This window comes from Pseudarthrobacter sp. efr-133-R2A-89, from assembly GCF_030209315.1.
In the GTDB taxonomy this organism is placed as follows: Bacteria; Actinomycetota; Actinomycetes; order Actinomycetales; family Micrococcaceae; genus Arthrobacter.
On record NZ_JARVSE010000002.1, the window covers coordinates 178,995 to 196,942 of the forward strand.

12 protein-coding genes are annotated in these 17,948 nt (G+C 65.9%); 8 read left to right on the plus strand and 4 right to left on the minus strand.

From position 1 onward, the window contains the following. The first annotated feature begins 6 nt into the window (after positions 1-6). From QRM95_RS03615 to QRM95_RS03645, 7 genes are read left to right on the plus strand one after another with little or no spacing between them, the layout of a single operon-like run. On the plus strand, positions 7-1,131 hold the full coding sequence (locus QRM95_RS03615) for a Gfo/Idh/MocA family protein (RefSeq protein WP_285246489.1): 1,125 nt from the start codon (positions 7-9) through the stop codon (positions 1,129-1,131). Next, positions 1,128-2,120: an NAD-dependent epimerase/dehydratase family protein gene (locus QRM95_RS03620; protein WP_285246490.1), complete on the plus strand. Its 993-nt coding sequence runs from the start codon at positions 1,128-1,130 to the stop codon at positions 2,118-2,120. The genes QRM95_RS03615 and QRM95_RS03620 overlap by 4 nt, the downstream gene beginning before the upstream one ends. Further along, positions 2,120-3,289 (plus strand): DegT/DnrJ/EryC1/StrS family aminotransferase, encoded by a 1,170-nt coding sequence (locus QRM95_RS03625; protein ID WP_285246491.1) that lies wholly within the window; start codon positions 2,120-2,122, stop codon positions 3,287-3,289. The genes QRM95_RS03620 and QRM95_RS03625 overlap by 1 nt, the downstream gene beginning before the upstream one ends. Next, positions 3,282-3,941, plus strand: a complete 660-nt coding sequence (locus tag QRM95_RS03630) for an acetyltransferase (protein ID WP_285246492.1) — start codon at positions 3,282-3,284, stop codon at positions 3,939-3,941. Before QRM95_RS03625 ends, QRM95_RS03630 begins: the two co-directional genes overlap by 8 nt. After that, positions 3,938-5,062, plus strand: a complete 1,125-nt coding sequence (locus QRM95_RS03635; protein ID WP_285246493.1) for a DegT/DnrJ/EryC1/StrS family aminotransferase — start codon at positions 3,938-3,940, stop codon at positions 5,060-5,062. The genes QRM95_RS03630 and QRM95_RS03635 overlap by 4 nt, the downstream gene beginning before the upstream one ends. 30 nt (positions 5,063-5,092) lie before the next feature. Beyond that, positions 5,093-6,592 carry a lipopolysaccharide biosynthesis protein gene (locus tag QRM95_RS03640; RefSeq protein ID WP_285246494.1) on the plus strand — a complete coding sequence of 500 codons (1,500 nt, stop codon included), beginning with the start codon at positions 5,093-5,095 and terminating at the stop codon, positions 6,590-6,592. Beyond that, positions 6,573-8,159, plus strand: a complete 1,587-nt coding sequence (locus QRM95_RS03645; protein WP_285246495.1) for a glycosyltransferase family protein — start codon at positions 6,573-6,575, stop codon at positions 8,157-8,159. The genes QRM95_RS03640 and QRM95_RS03645 overlap by 20 nt, the downstream gene beginning before the upstream one ends. Here the strand turns inward: QRM95_RS03645 and QRM95_RS03650 are convergent. From QRM95_RS03650 to QRM95_RS03660, 3 genes are read right to left on the minus strand one after another with little or no spacing between them, the layout of a single operon-like run. Next, positions 8,143-9,351: a glycosyltransferase gene (locus QRM95_RS03650; RefSeq protein ID WP_285246496.1), complete on the minus strand. Its 1,209-nt coding sequence runs from the start codon at positions 9,349-9,351 to the stop codon at positions 8,143-8,145. The two genes, QRM95_RS03645 and QRM95_RS03650, sit on opposite strands and share 17 nt — an antisense overlap. Next, positions 9,332-10,228, minus strand: a complete 897-nt coding sequence (locus QRM95_RS03655; protein WP_285246497.1) for a Wzz/FepE/Etk N-terminal domain-containing protein — start codon at positions 10,226-10,228, stop codon at positions 9,332-9,334. The genes QRM95_RS03650 and QRM95_RS03655 overlap by 20 nt, the downstream gene beginning before the upstream one ends. Continuing rightward, positions 10,225-11,523: an O-antigen ligase family protein gene (locus QRM95_RS03660; protein WP_285246498.1), complete on the minus strand. Its 1,299-nt coding sequence runs from the start codon at positions 11,521-11,523 to the stop codon at positions 10,225-10,227. The genes QRM95_RS03655 and QRM95_RS03660 overlap by 4 nt, the downstream gene beginning before the upstream one ends. A 440-nt stretch (positions 11,524-11,963) precedes the next feature. Between QRM95_RS03660 and QRM95_RS03665 the strand changes: the two genes are divergently transcribed. Continuing rightward, positions 11,964-13,151: a hypothetical protein gene (locus tag QRM95_RS03665; RefSeq protein WP_285246499.1), complete on the plus strand. Its 1,188-nt coding sequence runs from the start codon at positions 11,964-11,966 to the stop codon at positions 13,149-13,151. Positions 13,152-13,308: 157 nt separating this feature from the next. On the opposite strand, the gene QRM95_RS03670 is transcribed toward QRM95_RS03665, so the two are convergent. Further along, complete coding sequence (locus QRM95_RS03670; RefSeq protein WP_285246500.1) at positions 13,309-17,922, minus strand: DUF4082 domain-containing protein; 4,614 nt, start codon at positions 17,920-17,922, stop codon at positions 13,309-13,311. Positions 17,923-17,948 lie beyond the last annotated feature (26 nt).

Here is a 17,948-nt window from a genome sequence, read left to right on the forward strand (position 1 = left end):
AATGACATGAGAAAATTCGGCAGTCCCTTCCACTCCGCCAACCACCCGCAACCTGCACCGAAACTCCGCATCGCCGTCGTCGGAGCCGGCTACTGGGGTCCCAACCTGGCGCGCAACCTCCAGGCCAGCCCGGACTGGGACCTGGTGGCCATCTGCGACCTCGACATCGACCGGGCCCGCAAGCTGGCGGACACGCTGGGGCAGATACCCTGCGTCGAGTCCATGGACGAACTCCTGGACAGCTTCGACGTCGATGCCGTGGCAATCGCGACGCCTGCGCGAACACACCATGGCGCGGTCATGACGGCACTGCGCGCCGGAAAGCACGTCCTGGTGGAAAAGCCGTTGGCGGACAGCAGGGAACACGGGCTGGAAATGGTGGCCGAAGCACGGGCGAACGGCCTGGTCCTGATGGCGGACCACACCTACTGCTACACCCCGGCGGTGCTGAAGATGCAGGAGCTGGTGCAGTCCGGATCCCTGGGCGAGATCCTGTTCGTGGACTCCACCCGGATCAACCTGGGCCTGGTGCAGCCAGACGTCGACGTTTTCTGGGACCTCGCCCCGCACGACTTGTCCATCCTGGACTTCGTCCTCCCGGGCGGCCTCAACCCCGCCGAAGTCTCGGCGTTCGGGGCGGACCCGCTGGGGACCGGCCGCGACTGCGTGGGGCACCTGAACTTCCGGCTCCTCAACGATGCCACCGCCCACGTGCACGTGAACTGGCTCAGTCCCACGAAAATCCGCCAGATGGTGATCGGCGGATCCTTGCGGACGCTGGTGTGGGACGACCTGAACCCCCAGCAGCGGCTCAGCGTCTACGACCGCGGGGTGAGCTTGGACCGGCAACCGCGAACGGCAGGCGAGAAGGCGTCCACCGCCGTCTCCTACCGCCTGGGGGACACGTGGTCCCCGGCGCTGCCCGAACGTGAGGCCCTCGGCCAGGTGGTACAGGAACTAGCCTCCTGCATCCGCACCGGACGGCAGGCTCGGACAGGCGGCGCCTCCGGGCTCCGGGTGTTGTCCGTCCTCGAAGCGGTCACCCGCAGCCTGACCCTGGACGGCCGGCCAACCCCCGTGGCGGGTGCCGCGATGGCCGGCACCGGCGCTGAACTGGAGGGGGCCCGGTGAGCACCCTGGAGGGCGCCAACGTCCTGGTCACCGGCGGTGCCGGCACCATCGGCTCCACCCTGGTGGACGCCCTGCTGGCCGCGGGAGTCCGCCGCATCGACGTCCTGGACAACCTGGTCCGCGGCAGGCTGGACAACCTCTCCGGCGCCCTGGCCACCGGGCAGGTCGGACTGGTGCAGGGCAGCATCCAGGACCGCGACCTGGTCCATGACCTCACCCGAGGCAAGGACCTGGTATTCCACCAGGCGGCCATCCGGATCACCCAATGCGCTGAGGAACCCCGGCTGGCTTTGGAAGTGCTGGTGGACGGCACCTTCAACGTCATGGAGGCCGCTGCGGAACACAAGGTTGCCAAGCTCGTGGCCGCCTCCAGCGCGTCGGTTTACGGGATGGCCGAGGAGTTCCCGACCACGGAACGGCACCACCACGCCAACAACGACACGTTCTACGGCGCCGCAAAATCCTTCAACGAAGGGATGGCCCGGAGCTTCCGTGCCATGACGGGCCTGGACTACGTGATTCTGCGCTACTTCAACGTTTACGGGCCGCGAATGGACGTCCACGGCCTGTACACGGAGGTCTTGGTGCGGTGGATGGAACGGATCATGGACGGGCAGCCGCCGCTGATCTTCGGCGACGGCCTCCAGACCATGGACTTCATCTACACGGCGGACGTGGCCCGGGCCAACGTGCTGGCCGCGGGCAGCGGCATTGCCGAAGGCACGTACAACGTGGCCAGCGGGACGGAGACCAGCCTGCTGGACATGGCCCGCACGCTGCTGCGGGTCATGGGCTCGGAGCTCAGCGTCGAGCACGGCCCTGCACGTCAGGTGAACAGCGTGGTGCGCCGGCTAGCCGACACGTCCGCGGCCGCCCGCGACCTTGGCTTCAAGGCGGAAGTGGAACTCGACGAAGGACTGCGCCAACTCGTCAGCTGGTGGATGCCGCTGCGCAACGAAATTGCCGCCACACGGAAAGTGGGTGCCTGATGACTGCCGAACCAGTCCTCGCCCGGATCAATGTCATGAAGCCTTGGCTCGGCGACGAGGAGGCAAGGGCCTTGGCCGAGGTGGTGGCCTCCGGCTGGGTGGCGCAGGGGCCCAAGGTCAAGGAGTTCGAGTCACGATTCGCGGAATACCAGGGTGTCCGCCATGCGGTGGCCACCTCCAGCTGCACCACGGCCCTGCACCTCGCCCTGGTCGTGGCCGGAATCGGCCCCGGAGATGACGTTGTGGTCCCTTCCCTGTCCTTCATTGCCACGGCCAACGCGGTGACCTATGTCGGTGCCAGGCCGGTGTTCTGCGACGTGGACCCGGCCACCGGCAACGTGACGGCGGAAACCCTCCACGCGGCCCTCACCCTGGACACCAGGGCCGTGATTGTGGTGGACCAGGGCGGCGTGCCACTGGACCTGGACCCCATCCGCGAACTCTGCGACCGGCACGAGATCATGGTGATCGAGGACGCCGCCTGCGCCGTGGGGTCGAGGTACAAGGGCAGGCCGGTGGGCGCGGGCGCGGATGTGGCGGTGTGGTCCTTCCATCCGCGCAAGATCCTCACCACCGGTGAGGGCGGCATGCTCACCACCAACAGGGCGGATTGGGCGGCAAGGGCCAGGACCCTGCGGGAGCACTCCATGAGCGTCTCCGCCGCGGACCGGCACGGATCGCTCCTGGCCCCGCCGGAGGTGTACTTGGAAGTGGGGTTCAACTACCGGATGACGGACCTGCAGGCCGCCGTCGGAATAGTCCAGCTAAGCCGGCTGCCTGAGGTGCTGGAGCGGCGGCGGAGCATCGCGGCGCGCTACGTGGCCGGCCTTTCCCGGGTGCCGGGCCTCCGGCTGGTGTCGGACCCGCCGTACGGCACCACCAACTTCCAGTCGTTCTGGGTGGAGGTGCTGCCCAGCTTCGGGACCACGCGGGACGGGCTGATGGAGCGGCTGGCAGACGCCGGGATCTCTGCACGGCGGGGCATCATGGCCGCCCACCGCCAGCCGGCCTACCGGTGGCGGAACTCAGGCGGCTCCCTGCTAGAACAAACCGAGCGGCTCAACGACAGGACCCTGATCCTTCCCGTCTACCACGAGCTGGACGACGAAGGGCTGGACCGGATCATCGGCACCATCCGGGCCGCGGCAGCAGGATACGCCCGTGAGTGAGTTGATCCTGATAGCTGCCAGCGGCCTGGCCCGCGAAGTCCTGGCGATGGTGCGCAGCAGCGGCCAGTACGACGTCGTCGGCCTGCTGGACGACGACAAGGAGATGGCGGGCGTCACCGTGGACGGGGCACCCGTCCTGGGGACCATCGATGACGCCGCGAAGTACACGCATGCGTTTGTCCTGGTGTGCATTGGTTCCGGCAGGATCCGGGAAGCCGTGGTGGAGCGGCTTACGGCCATGGGCCTCACCGAGGCACGCTACGCGACGGCGATCGACCCCTCGGTCCAGTACCCGGAAGGGTGCCGGGTGGGCAGGGGAAGCATCCTGCTCCGCAACGTCACGCTCACCGCCTCCGTCACCCTGGGAGCGCACGTGGTGGCCATGCCCTCGGTGACCTTCACGCACGACGACGACGTGGCCGACTTCGCGACGTTCGCCGCGGGTGTTTCGCTGGGCGGCGGAGTCCGGATTGGCCGGGCAGCCTACGTGGGAATGAACGCCAGCGTGCGCGAACGCACTTCAGTGGGCGCCTACGCGACCGTAGGGATGGGAGCGGCGGTGCTGAGCAACGTGCCTGACGGACAGACGTGGGTTGGGGTGCCGGCCCACGAAATTGACGGCGAAAGATTCAGTGTTGGGGGGATTTCATGAATTACGACGTGGAGGTACAGGCAGTCCCGCTGGTGGACCTGGCAGCACAGCAGGCTGAGATCCATGACGAGGTGATGGCCGAACTGGACACAGTCCTGAGTTCTGCCTCCTTCATTGGCGGGCCGGCCGTTGCTTCGTTCGAGGCGGCGTACGCCGCCTTCCTGGGCGCACGGCACTGCGCCGGCGTTGCCAACGGAACGGATGCCCTGGAACTTGCCCTGCGTGCCGGAGGCGTGCGGCCGGGCGGGGAAGTCATCCTGCCGGCCAATACCTTCATCGCCACAGCCGAGGCGGTCAGCCGGATCGGGGCAGTCCCGGTGCCTGTCGACGTCGACCCTTCCTTCCTCCTGGTCGATCCCGACGCCGTCGCCGCCGCCGTAACCTCCCGCACGCAGGCGATCGTGCCGGTGCACCTGTTCGGGCAAACCGCGTTCGTGGAAAAACTGATCCCTATTGCGGACTCCTGCGGCGCGGTGATCATCGAGGATGCCGCGCAGTCCCAGGGCGCAACAAGGTTCGGCCGGCATGCGGGCACCTGGGGCCTTGCCGCCGGGACCAGCTTCTACCCCGGCAAGAACCTTGGCGCGGCCGGGGACGCGGGAGCGGTGCTGACGTCCGACCCCGGTGTGGATGCCCAGGTCAGGTTGTTGGGTGCGCACGGGAGTTCGGTGAAGTACCGGCACGACGCCATCGGCTTCAATTCGCGCCTGGACACCGTCCAAGCGGTGGTCCTGAAAGCGAAGCTGGCGAGGTTGCAGGGCTGGAACATGCGCCGGAGGGCGGCGGCGGAACGCTACGCGGAGTTGCTGGCGGATGTGCCGGATGTTGAGCTGCCCCAGGAGGCGCCGGGGAACGCGGATGTATGGCACCTCTACGTGGTGCGTGTCCGGCACCGGGACGCCGTCCTCGAGTCGTTGCACGCGGCCGGGATCCAGGCGGGAATCCACTACCCGGTGCCGGTGCACCGCAGCGGGGCGTACGCGGGCCGGACATCCGGCTCGTTCCCCGTGGCCGAGGATGCTGCCGGCCGGATCCTGTCCCTCCCGCTCTTCCCGCATATCACCGCCGAACAGCAGGAACGGGTTGCTGGGGCGTTGTCATGCGCAGTGACGAAGCCGTAGTCCGTTGAGGTCGTCAGTGCGGGGAAGGCGGTGAAGCGCCCCGGCCTGGCATCCGTCCAGGAGGCCGGGCAGCAACCGGGCGGGTCGCGGCATGCGTCCGGCGCCACCTCCGCACTGGGCTGGAGCCTGCTGAACACTGCGGTGGCCAGGTTCGGCACGCTGGGAATCGGAATCGTCCTGGCCCGCCTGCTGGGTCCCGACTCATACGGCAGCTTCGCGGTGGCCATGGTGGCGCTGCTCGCGGTCCTGACCGTCAACGAGCTGGGGGTCAGCCTCGCGATCGTGAGGTGGCCGGAGGATCCCGCACGGATCGCGCCCACCGTGACGACCATCTCGATCCTTTCCAGTGCGGTGCTTTGCGGGGCCGGCCTTGCCGCCGCCCCCTGGTTCGCGGACCGCATGGGCGACCCTGGCGCCACCGACGTGGTCCGGGTCATGGTGTGCTGCGTCCTGGTCAGCGGGGTGGTCGCCACACCGGCCGCGCTGATGCAGCGGGCCTTTGACCAAAAGACGAAGATGCTGATCGACCAGGTGAATGTCTGGGTGGGGGCCATCGTTTCGATTTGCCTGGTGTTGGCCGGCATGGGTGCCATGAGCCTTGCTGTTGGCCGGCTGGCGGGGACGGTGGCGGGGGGCGTGCTCTTCGTCCTCCGGTCGCCGCTTCCCCTGCGGCTGGGCCTTGACCGGACCGTCCTGATGCCGTTGCTGCGGTTCGGGCTGCCCCTGGCAGGGACCAGCATCATAGTCTTCTGCGTCGGCTACCTGGACCAACTGGTGACGGGCAGTACGCTCGGTCCGGTCATGCTGGGGATGTACGTGCTGGCCTTCAACCTGTCGAGCTGGCCGGTGACCATGTTCTCCCAGCCGCTCCGAAGCGTGGCTCCGGTGGTCCTGGCCCGGCTGCAGCATGACCCCGCAAGGATGCGCTCCACAGTCACGGCCCTGATCGGGGTGATGTCCTGCGTTGTCTTCCCCGCCGTCACATTCCTGGCTGCAGAGTCCGAAACCGTCGTCCGCATTGTGTACGGCGACGTCTGGGCGGGTGCAAGCAGCGCCCTGTTTTGGCTTGCCATGGTGGCCGGATTCCGGATCCTCTTCGAGTTGATTTACGACTACCTGGTGGTTGCGGGAATGACAGGCTCCATCATGTCCATCCAAGTGTGCTGGCTGGTGGCCCTGGTACCGGCCCTGTTCCTTGGCGCCAGTACCGGCATCGCCGGGGTGGCCATGGCCCAATTCTTCGTCGTCGCCGCGCTGGTCCTGCCCTTGTATCTCTGGCGGTTGCGGGCCGTGGGTGTCCCACCTGTCGGGGTGATCCGGCAACTGCTGCTGCCCTCGGCCGCTTCGGCAGCGTTGCTGGCCGCCTCTGCCCTCATCGGCCGGATGGACCTCGGCGTCCCTTGGGCCCTCCTGCTCTCCGGGGCAGCTGCCGGCTCCGTCATGGCCGGCCTGCTCTGGTTCAAGCGGGCCGACGTTGCCACGTTGAAGAAATTGGGAAGGAGCGGGGGCCTTGCAGAGCATCAGCGGTAACCGGGAAATCTTTGAACGCCTGGTGGCGGTTGCCGGCCGTCTGGCAGCAGCAGGGCTGTGGGAGCAGGCAGCGGTGCAGGCACAGCTTGCCGCCCGTTTCGCCTGGACCGACCACACCGGGTATTTCGGCCACCAGGGACTCGAAGAGGTCCTGGGCACGCTCCGGTCCTCCATTCCCCAGCTTCCGCCCGCGGACCCGGGAGGTCATGCCAGGCGCCTTGTGGTCCACGTGGCCACCCAGCTGTACGGGACCGGCGGCCATACCCAGAGCATTGCGCACTGGATCAGCCAGGATCCTGGCTCGCGGCACCAAGTTGTCCTCACCCGCCAGGGCAGCACCGAATGTCCAGCCAAGATTGCGGCATGCCTGCCGGATCCCCGTGACCTGGTCCTGCTGGACCGCCGGCCCGGGGGGCTCATGAATCGGGCGGCAGCATTGCGCCGGGTCATCGCCCCGGCTGGCGTCGTCGTCGTGCACGCGCATCCACACGACGTCGTCCCCTCCCTTGCGTTGGGTGTCCCCGGAGCGCCTCCGGCCGTCTACGTCAACCATGCCGACCACGTCTTTTGGCAGGGAACCTCGGCGGCCGCCGTCGTCCTTTGCCTGCGGGCCAGCGGCCGGGAGCTGACCGTCCGCCGCCGCGGGGTTGATGCCGGCCGCTGTGTGGTGGCCAACCGGCCGCTCGAACTTGCGCCTGCCGGGCCCGCAGAGGAATCTAAGGCGCTGGCCGCGCGGACCGGATGGGGGGTCCCGGCAACGGATTTCGTCGTGGTGTCCGCCGCGGCAGCCAGCAAATACGATCCCGTCGGCCCGGACTCGCTGATAGGCCTCTTCCGGTCCTTCCTGCTCCGGCGCCCGAATGCACACCTCCTCGTGGCCGGCCCCTCCCCCACCGGGGCCTGGGCTGCCGCGGCGGCTGCCACCAATGGAAGGATCCGGGCCGTCGGGCGGCTTGCCAACATCTCGTCGCTTCTGTCCATCGCCGATGCCTACGTTGACTCGTTTCCCTTCGCTTCGTTGACCTCAATGCTGGAGGCCGGTGCCCACGGGCTGCCGCTGGTGACGTACAGGGGCCATCCGGCCGAATGTGCGGTCCTTGGCTCGGATTCACCAGGCCTCGATGACCTCCTCCTGACGCCCTCGACTCCGGCGGGTTTCGTCTCAACGCTGGCGGACCTGGCAGGTGCGGTGTCCATCAGGAGGGCACGGGGCTCGGACACCCGCAGGGCAATCGTTGAAGGTCACAGCCCCTCAGCCTGGCGGAAGACAGCGGAGCGTGTCTACACCGAGGCCGCCCTGGCGCGAAGCGGACCGATCGCACCGGGGCCTACTCCCTGGGCGGACGGACCCCTGGACCAGCTGGTGGGGCTGGTGCAGCAGGAGACCGGCTTCGCCGGCCTGGATGCGGCCTGGGCGGACATCCTGCCCTTCCTCGGAACGGCCCAGCGCATCAGGCAGTGGACGGCCTGGCGGAAGTCACCCCATGTGGGCCTGGCACAGTTGGTACCGGACCATAGCCGCGCGTGGGTGTCGGACTCACGCAGGCGCCTTAGCCAACCCTCATAGCGAGGGGTGTCGAGCGGGGAGTGCTGTAGTGTTCCCCGGCCGCATCAACCGCCGGGCCGGTGAGCAGCCATGGCCCTGTATTTTCGTGGAATCCCAGGATGACCTTCCGGCCCGACAGGGCGCCGGCCACTTCGCCGGCGGTGTCAAAGCTGATGTTGGTCACGGCGACCGTGACGTCCGGCCCTTGGGCGCGCACCAGGGCAGCGACGGCCCGCTCGTCCGCTGCAAGGAAACGGAACCGGACACCTCGCCGCCCCAGCTCCAGGGGCTCGCCCAGTTCATGCCCTCCGGGTCCGCCGGGGAGCACATTGATCACGGTGGCAGCGCCTGCGCCCGCTGCGGCACAGATATCGTCAATGTCGCGGCGCAGGTCACCCAGGACTGTGACGGGGCGCAGCGGGGCTTTATTCCGGAGCTTGTGCGCCGATACCGATTCCCGGAGCCACCGGTACCGCCACTTCTGCGAGTCCACCAGGCCGGAGAGGATGGAGGGTACGCGGCGCCGTTGCTGCACTGTCCCGCACGTCGTCACGATCGGCAACTGCTCGGGATACGCCCCGGCTATCCACTGGTGTGCCTCGGCCAGACGGTCAAGATTGATGGTGAGGCTGTTATGGGTCAGGGGGATGTTGGCTACCGCCACGCGGTGGCCGGTGGACCGGAGCCGGGCTCCGTATTCCACGGCGTAAGCGTGCCAGGACAGATCCGGCTCCTCGCTGAGCGGCTGCCGGCGGATGTGGTCCCGCCGCACCATGAACAGCACTTCATCCAGGCTGTCCACGTCCGCCAGCCCGGATTCCTGATGGCCGGATAAAACGATGCGGTCGCGGATCCGCCCCACGAGGCGGCCCTCTCCGGTCATCCCGGTTGCGCCCACCATGCCAAGTGAAAGATCTGCCATCAATGCGGCGGCGATCTTCTCCAAGGCCGGGATGGAGTGCAGGAAGACGTCCTGGTGGACAAAGACCACCACATCGTTCCGCGCCAAGGCAGCGCCATGGTTCAATGCCGCCCCGGCGGAAGAAAATTGCCCTGCCGTATTGTCGATGGGCAGGTATTCGAGGTCCACGGCACCAGGGAGGCCGGCCTCGACGGAAGCCGTAAGGCACTCCTGGAGCACTGCGGGGTTGTTGAAGACGCAGACGACAGAGACCGGGACCCGCCCCTCCCGGTCAGCGTTTGACGGGCACATCAGTGCGTCGCTCCTCAAAGGAAAGGTCCTCCAGCCGAGGCTGCGGCAACAGGAAGGGCGGCTCATCCACCGCATACCTTGCGGGCTTCCTGTCCCCCGCCGCCCGCGCCGCCACATCGCTGCCGCCACCGGGTTCGCCGTCCGGATCCTCGTTCGCAACTGTCACCGGTTCGGTGTGGCGGTCGGCGGAGCGCCTGCGCCGGGACGCAGGCTTGCCCTTCTCTGCTGCGTCGTTCCGGGCAGCCCGCGAATTTTCCGCCATCCTGGCGATCGAGACGGCGCCGAACAGGAGGATGACGCCGCCAATCAGCACCACGATCATCGACCGGAGCCGGCTGGAGAATTGCTCTGTCGCTTTGCTGGGCGGATCAATCTGGAGGGCCGTGAAGAGGTAGCGGTCGTCTGCCCCGTTGACTTTCTGCGCATCCCGCAGTTTGACGGTGAGATGCTGGCCCAGGGCCTCGGCCGTCGTGATGGCCAGCTGCGGGCTGGGACCCGTGGCCTCCATCCTGATGAGTTGGCCCGCCCCCGTGGTGGCCGGCAGCGTCACCGTGTAATCGGGTGACAACCCGGCGGCCTTGAGTGAGTCGACCACGTCGGTTGAGCTCAACTTCGTCGCCATCACCTGTGTGATCAGGGAACTGTCCGCCGAGCGCAGGTAGGGGTTGTCCGAGTTTGCGGCGGCAACGGCGGGGTCGGTGCGCATTTCTTCCGCGCTGGGCACGCGGGGAGTCACCAGGACGTACACCGTCGACGCCATGTAGCTCCGGGGCGCGAAGAAGAAGACGTAGGCTGCCGCAGCAAGGGTGAGTACCAGGACGGTAATCATTGAGACCTTGTGGCGCCACAGGATTTTGAGAACCGAGACGGGAGTCATGGGAGCCTTTCAGATTCTGCAAGGCTGGCGCCTTGTTCCTTGGTAGTTGGGCCAAGTGCCCGCCGTTCGCCGGCTACGAGCAGCCAGACCGTCCCGGAGAGCCCGACGCATATCGGGTACACGAGTGCCAGGACGGGGAAGCCCAGCGAGTCAAAGGCGGCTGACGCGGGGGCGGCCACCAGGCAGGCGGCCGCGACTGCGGCCGCAAGTGTCTTCAAGCGTTCCTCTTTGGCGTTGAAGGCCGCCAACCAGGCCGCGATCCCGGGAACAACCATGTACAGCAGGAGTGCAAGGAACCCCGGCACGCCCAGTTCGACGATGGTTTTCAGGTACTGGTTGTCCAGGACCTCGATGGCGTTCCGTGTCAGGTACGCCCCAGGGCCTATTCCAAGCCACGGCCGGGCCGAGACCATGGCTTCCACCCTGGGGTAGTCCTCGAGCCGTGCGGTGATGGAAGGATCGGCCGTCCCCGCGGTGACGGAGCCAAACAGCGTTGCGACAAATCCGGGAACCGCCAGGAAGAGCAGTGTGGCAGCCCCGGCGAACCCCAGGACGGTCCACTGCCTGGACCTGGAGGGAAGGAACGGAAAGAAGACCAGTGCCACGGTCAGGACGCCCAGGACCGCCGAGCGGGAGATCGTGGCGGCGATGGCGAACACGATGAAGCCCGTCCCCGTCCAATGCATCCAGGCGCGGCCCGACTTGTCATACAGTGCGCGCCACAGCGAGAGGGGAAGGAGCATCGAGGCGATAACCCCCAGCTCGATGGGATGGAAGGTGCTGCCGGCCACCCGGAGGAAGCTTCCGCGTTCCTGGAACGGCTGGTTCCCGCCGTTGTCCTTGAACCCGGGCAGGACCCCCTGGAACCATGCCATGGGATCCACGTGGGTGGTGAACTGGATTGCCGCCACCATGCTGCAGAACACGGCACCGCGCAGGAGCGCACGCACCAGCATCATCGCCGCGTCCACGGTCCGCGTTGTCTCCGTGGTTACCAGCACGAGGCCGGACGAGGCGACCATCAACAACATCCAACGGTCCGCACTCGCACGTGTCGCGTCCGTCGTGCCCCCGCTGATACCCACGTACATCGCGGCGTAGGAGGCACACGACACCGCGAAAAGGGCTGCCAGCGCGAAGCGTCCGGGGTGCTCCCGGTCGATGGTTTTGTGGAGGCCGAGCATGACTGACGTCACCCACAGGGCGAAAACCAGCAACGCAAGAATGTGCGCCACATAGCCGGCGGCACCCAGCGGTTCCAGAACCAGGTTGGACGGGAAAACAAAACAGGCCACAGCTGTCACCCGCAGGAGCAGCGGTGGCTTTTGCTCCTCGCCATCAACGCGCAAGGGGGCGTCCAGTCGGACTTCCGGGCCCAGCACGGATGGAGCTGGCAGATGCTTTCCCACATCCCCCCAATCTTCCTGCCGGGGTTGAAATACCCTTATACACCCAATGTTCAGGGTGATAGCGTAGCTCCAAAATCATTGCTTGTCGCCGCATATTTCCCTTTTATCCAGTATGACATTTGACCCATGATTTTACGACAGGAATTGCCATGAAAACCCTGTTCGAAGCACCTGGAAAAACCGTCCGGGACATGCGCAATTCCACAAAATCTATCAAGAAAACCGCAATTCTATTGACTTGCCTTTTAGGAACGTCCTGCCTGTCGTCAAGCGCCTTCTCCGCGTCCTCAGGATCGGCTCAAGATCCGCTTCCTGAAGGAGTCAGCGTGCTGGGTGTCGACGGCGGCCCCGACTTCTACGGGAAGTTCTCGCCGACGTTGCCGGCCGAGCCAAACTACTTTCCCTTGGGCGTGTGGTTTGAAAGCGTCCTGCAGGAATCTGATATCGCCGCGGACCGCGGTGCCGGCCTTAATACCTACGTGCAACTCACCGATGACTCGAATGTGGAGCTGGTGCGGAGCAGCGGCCTTCATGCCCTCCCTTCCACGGTGGTCCCCGGCGCTTCCGGGTTCGTCGTGTCCGATGAAGTGGACATGTGGGCGGGCGGGGGAAACTCCTCGTGGACCGGCAAGTCCCAAGGAGAAGGTGTGATCTGCGAGCCTGCGGACTCCGAATGCGGTTACACCGTCCAGGAGGCGCTGGTGAAACTCTTCCCGCCCCGGGCGTTGCTCTATTCCAATTACGGCAAGGGCGTTACGTTCCAACTCAAGAATCCGCAGGCCGCGCAATTCGTCAACAGCTACCAGGACGTCGTCTCCGCGGATAACTACTGGTTTACGGATCCTTATATCTGCAGCCATGTCGAGGGCGGGGCCGTTTTCGCGGATGGGCGGGATCTCACTGACGCGGAATGCCGCACCGGAGCCCACTACGGCTGGACGGTTGACCGGGTACGGTCCCTGGTCCAGCCCGCGGGATCCAAACCCGTCTGGGCATTTGTTGAGGTGGGCCATCCGTTTTCCGAAAGTGATTCACTCACCATCAGTCCCGCCCAGCTTCGGTCCGCGGTCTGGAGCAGCATCATCCACGGCGCCCGTGGAATCGTCTATTTCAACCACAATTTTGGCGGCCAGTGCCAGTCCCAGCATGTGCTCCGGGATGAATGCGGCACCGAGATCCGTCCTACGGTAGCGGCTGTGAATAAGCTCGTCACCGCCCTGGCTCCGGCGCTGAACACGGGTTCGGTGACAGGGCTCGTGACGTCAAGCAGCAAGGACGTTGATTTCTCCGTGAAGGCCAGTGCGGGCCACTTCTATGTTTTGGCGGCAGCCACGCGCCCCGGGCCCCAGTCGGTGACCTTCTCCGTTCGGTGCGGCGGGCCGGACCAGGCAGAAGTGCTGGATGAAAACCGTTCGGTGCCGGTGTCGGAGAATGCCTTTACGGACACCTTCGGCGACGGCAATGCGGTGCACATCTACCGCCTCAACGGTGGCAACACCTGCGGCCTTGGCTGAGGCCCCGTTCCCGGTCCTTGTGGAGGCCGACCTCGTGGAAGACGGCTCCGCAGGCTAAGCATCATGTCCCGGCATCCCACCCCTGGCACGGGTTGGGCCCGCGACGCTGGATTGCGTCGCGGGCCCCTGTGGCTGCCCCGCCGGTTGTCCCCGCCTGCTAGGGGGTGGTGACTTCCACATCCACCCAGTAGTTGGTGGCGTTCCAGGTGTTGCTCGGGAACCCCCCGGCGCCGTAGGCGTAGACACCGTTGGGACCGCTGGTGCCGTCAGCCAAACCGTGGAGGACGCCGCTGTCCGCCGACTTGCCGGCAAAGAACGCGCCGTCTGCCGAGTAGTAACCATTGGGCGCCAGGTACGACACCACGTAGACCGTGTTGGCGCTGATCGGAATCGGCGTCGCGAACGTTGCCCGCTGCCATCCCGATGCGCCCTCATTGGTGAACGTGACCGAGCCCAGCAGTTGGCCTCCTGAGGTCCAGAGCTTGCCAACGTGCGTACCGGTGTTCTGCGCTCCCTTGTAGAAACGGACCGCCGTGACGGTGGCGTTGGTGTCAGCGGTGAACTTCATGCCCAGTTCCACCGATGAGTTGTCCTGGGCGGTGACCGTGGATGGAACCGCGGTGGGAGCGAAGACGCTGCACGGGCAGCCGGCCGTTGGCTGCGGAGCCGTGGTGAACGACCAGGTGTAGGGCGACGCCATGGCCTGTCCGTTGCTTCCCTTGGCACCCGATACCGTAGCCGTGAATGTCATGCTGTAGGCCAGCGCAGCCGCGGGGGTGAACACCGAGGTGTTGGTCAGCGTGTCATAGCTGAGGGTCCCCGGCACGTTGGCGTTCGCAGCGTCCTTGACGTTGAAAACCACGGTGCTGGGGTCAACTGCCCTGTCGTATGTCGCCTTCACCGTGGTGGTGGTGGCCACGTTGGTGGCACCGGCAGCCGGTGATGTGGATGACACTGTGGGCACGCTGACCGACGCCGACCCGTTCAGCACCACATCGACCCAGTAGTTGGCGTTGTTGTAGCTGCTGGAGGGGAACGCGGAGGTGCCGTAACGGTACACGCCGTTGAGTCCATCCACCCCGCTGGCCAGGCCGTGAAGCGGATAGTTGTCCACGCCCTTGGTGAAGAAGGCTCCGTCCGCCGAATAGTGCCCGTTGGGTGCGTAATACGAAACGATGTACGTCGTGTTCGCCTGGATGGCCACGGGTGTGGAGAAGTTTGCCTGCTGCCAGCCGGACGCCGACTCTCCGGTGAAGGTCACACTGGCCAGCAACTGCCCTCCGCTGGTCCAGAGCTTTCCGGTGTGCGTCCCGGTGTTTGCGGAACTCTTGTAGAAGCGGACGCCGGTGACGTTCCCGGCAATATCCGAGCGGAATTTCATCCCGAGTTCCACCGACGATCCGTCCGGCTGGTCAATGGTCCCGGGCAGGGCGTTCGCGGCAAACACACTGCAGGGGCAATTGGCCGTAGGTTGGGCCACCGTGGTGAAGGTCCAACTGTAGGGCGCGGTCATTGCCTGTCCCGCCGCATTCGTCGCCCCGCTGACGGTCGCCGTGTAGGTGGTGTTGTAGGCCAGGGCTGAGCCCGGCGTGAACGTCACGGTGGTCCCCGAGTAGCTGCTGGTACCCGTCACGCTGGTGGTTCCGGCCTGGAGGGTGAAGGTAATGCTGTTGGCGGAAACCACCTGGTTGAACGTGGCGCTTGGTGCCGTATTGACGCCAATCGCCGTCGCCTTGTCTGCCGGCAGCGTTGACGCCACCGCGGGCGGGACAGGTGCTGTGGCGGTGGTAAAGGTCCACGAGTACGGACTTGCCATCGCTTGGCCGGAACTGTTCGTGGCACCACTGACCGTAGCCGTGTAGGTGGTGTTGTACGCCAGCGGGCTGCCGGGCGCAAAGGTGGAGGTGTTGGTCGCGGAGCTGTAGCTGGTCGTTCCGGGCACCGAGTTCAGGGACGGATCCAGCACGCTGAAGACCACCGAGGTGGGCACCACTGCCTGGTTGAAGGTCGCTGACGGGGTCACGGAGACGGGTACGCCCGTGGCCTGGTTTGCCGGTGATGTGCTGCTGACCGCCGGAGCGGGAGGTGGTGCCCCGGTTGTGAACGTCCAGGTGTAGGGGCTCGCCATAGCCTGCCCGGCCGCATTGGTGGCGCCGCTGACGGTCGCCGTGTACGTGGTGTTGTACGCCAGCGCGGCGGAGGGGGTGAAGGTGACGGTGCCCGAGCTGTAGGCGGCGTTGCCGGCCACTGCCGTGTTGTCAGGCTTCTTCAGCGTGAAGGTGATGCTGCCTGCTGTTACGGCCTGGTTGAAGGTGGCCGACGGCGCCTTGGTGATTGCGACGTTGGTGGCCGCATTGGCCGGGTCGGTCGAAGAAACCGTCGGCGGCACTGAAGCCGACGGAACGAACTTGACGTCCACCCAATAGTTCTCGGCGTTGTAGGAGGACTGGGGAAAGACGCTGCTGGCCCCGTAGGTATAGACGCCGTTGCCAGAGCTGGGGGTGTTCCTCAGCCCGTGCAGCACGCCGCTGTCAAGGGACGAGTGTCCGGCCGGCATGGGCGACGGGTTGGGATACATGAAGCCAGCCGCCTGCGCATAATGCCCTTGGGGAGCGAAGTAGGAGACCACATAGGTGGTGTTTGCGGTGATGGCCACGGGTGTGGCGAAGTTGACCGTTTGCCAGCCGGTTGCCGTCTCACCGGTGAAGGTTGCTGTGGCCAGCCGGGTACCGCCCGATGTCCACAAACTGCCGACGTGAGTGCCCTTGTTCAGGCTTGACTTGTAGAAAGAGACGCCGGTGACCGTTCCTGCCGCCTGGGCGGTGAACTTCATTCCGACTTCCACGCTTCCGCCGTCGCCGGAATCGGGCATGTCGGGGATCATGCTGGACCCGAAGATGGAGCACGGGCAGGAAACGTTGACCGCAGCCCCGGACCCTGGCACCTCGGTGTTCCCCGAGTCGTCAGTGGCGCGGGTCTTCACGGTCACTGTCGGGCTGCCGTGCACTGTCCAGGTGTAGGACCAGCTGGTGGTCCCGGTGGCCGGGTGCCAGGTGGTTCCACCGTCGGTGGATACTTCGACGCCGGCCACTACCCCGCCGGCGTCGGTGGCCGTTCCCGAGATGGTGACGCTGGAGCCGTCGGCAAGGGTCTGGCCGTTGAGCCCGGATGTGATAGTCGAAACAGGGGCGGTGGTGTCGGTGGACTTTGCCGCCGCTACCAGCCCCGTCATCAGGGTGGCCGGCTGGACACCCATGTCGGCAAACAGGTTGACGGTTGCCTGCTGCATGTTCTTATCGGGGGTGCTTGTGGGAATGGTGAAGTTGTCCAGGCCGTAGGCCCATTGGACGGTGCCGGCGCCAAAGACAAGTGCGCCGCTGGGCGCGCGGTACATGATCAGGTTGTGTGTTTGGCTGGAGGCAGCAGTGGTGCTGCCGTAGTCCGTGAATGCCTCAGGCACCGAAACAGTGGTTGAGGACAATTTGAATGCACCGGCAGGCCGGAATCCGTTGTCGGCGTCGATGTCCCATTCGTAACCGAGGGTGTCCAGGCCGCTCCCGAGCGTGAGCGATTGGGTTCCCGTCAGTTTGGCAGCCGCAGTGTTGCGCCACAGCCGCATGCCCGCGTACTGCGCGGGGACCTTGATGTCCGCGGAGCCGGAATTGACCAGGAAGAACTGGCCGGTCAGCGAGTTCTCCGGGTTTCCGCCACCGGTGGACGTGCCGAAGCGCGGGTCGCGCCAGGTGCCGGTCCATTCCACGGGGTCTACGGGCGTGTTGTAGTGGGTGTCCTTGTACGAAACGAGTGTGCGCCCGGAGGTCTGGCTGCCATCGATCGAGGCCTCCCAGCGGGTGCGCCAGAACGCCTCGTTGCCGCTGAAGAAGGCCAGGTTGACGCCTGCGTTCCGGGCGGCTTCCACATTGCTGCGCTGTGTCCCGCTCCAGTACTCATCGTGTCCGGAGGACATGAACATTTTGTGGTTGAGCAGCAGGGTGCCGCGCGTCGCAGTGTCCAGGCCGCTGATGTAGCTGACGTCGTAGCCGTTCGCTTCCAGGAAGCGGATCATCGGGTATTCGGTGTCCATGAGCCAGCTGTGGCCCTGGTCGCCCGTGGAAAGGAACGGCCTGTTGTAGGACACCTTGAACGCTGACTTGTAGGCCTGCGGATTGCCGGTGGGACATGCCACAGTGCATTGGTAGAGGCTGTTGCCCCCGTAGGTGTTGTAGGCCTGCCACGTCGTGTCGGACGTCTGGACCACGATGCCGCTCTTTCCTGCGTCGTTGCGGACGACGAACGGAATCATGCTGTCTCCGCCGGTGTCGTTGCGGATCAGGTGGGCGAAGTACACACCGGAGACTGCGGACGCCGGGACTGTCCACGACGCGGATACTCCCCAGTTTCCGCAGTCCACCAGGCCCGTCCCGGACTGGGTCAGGCAGGCGGGCTGGGCCTGTGGCAGCTTGGCCGTCAGCGGAATGCTGGCAGCAATCTTGCGGGCCCCGTCCCCCTGGTAGTAGCCGAAGCGAAGAATGTCGATGTGGTAGGCGCTGGCGGTGGTCTTGATCTTGAAGCTGATGGATTCGCCCAGGTTGACGCTCATCGCCGTTCCGAAGCCCTGGATGGACGAGTCGCCCGATCCGGAAACCTCCCAGTCCGAGGACGGGGTGCCAGGCAGTGAGTTTTCACAGGCGACGGCGCTGGCAACGGGGGGCGTGCAGGCATCGGCGTGGGCCGCCGGCGCCTGGTAAAGAGTGGAACTGAAAGACAGCATCGTGGCGATAAGGAACAATACGGAAA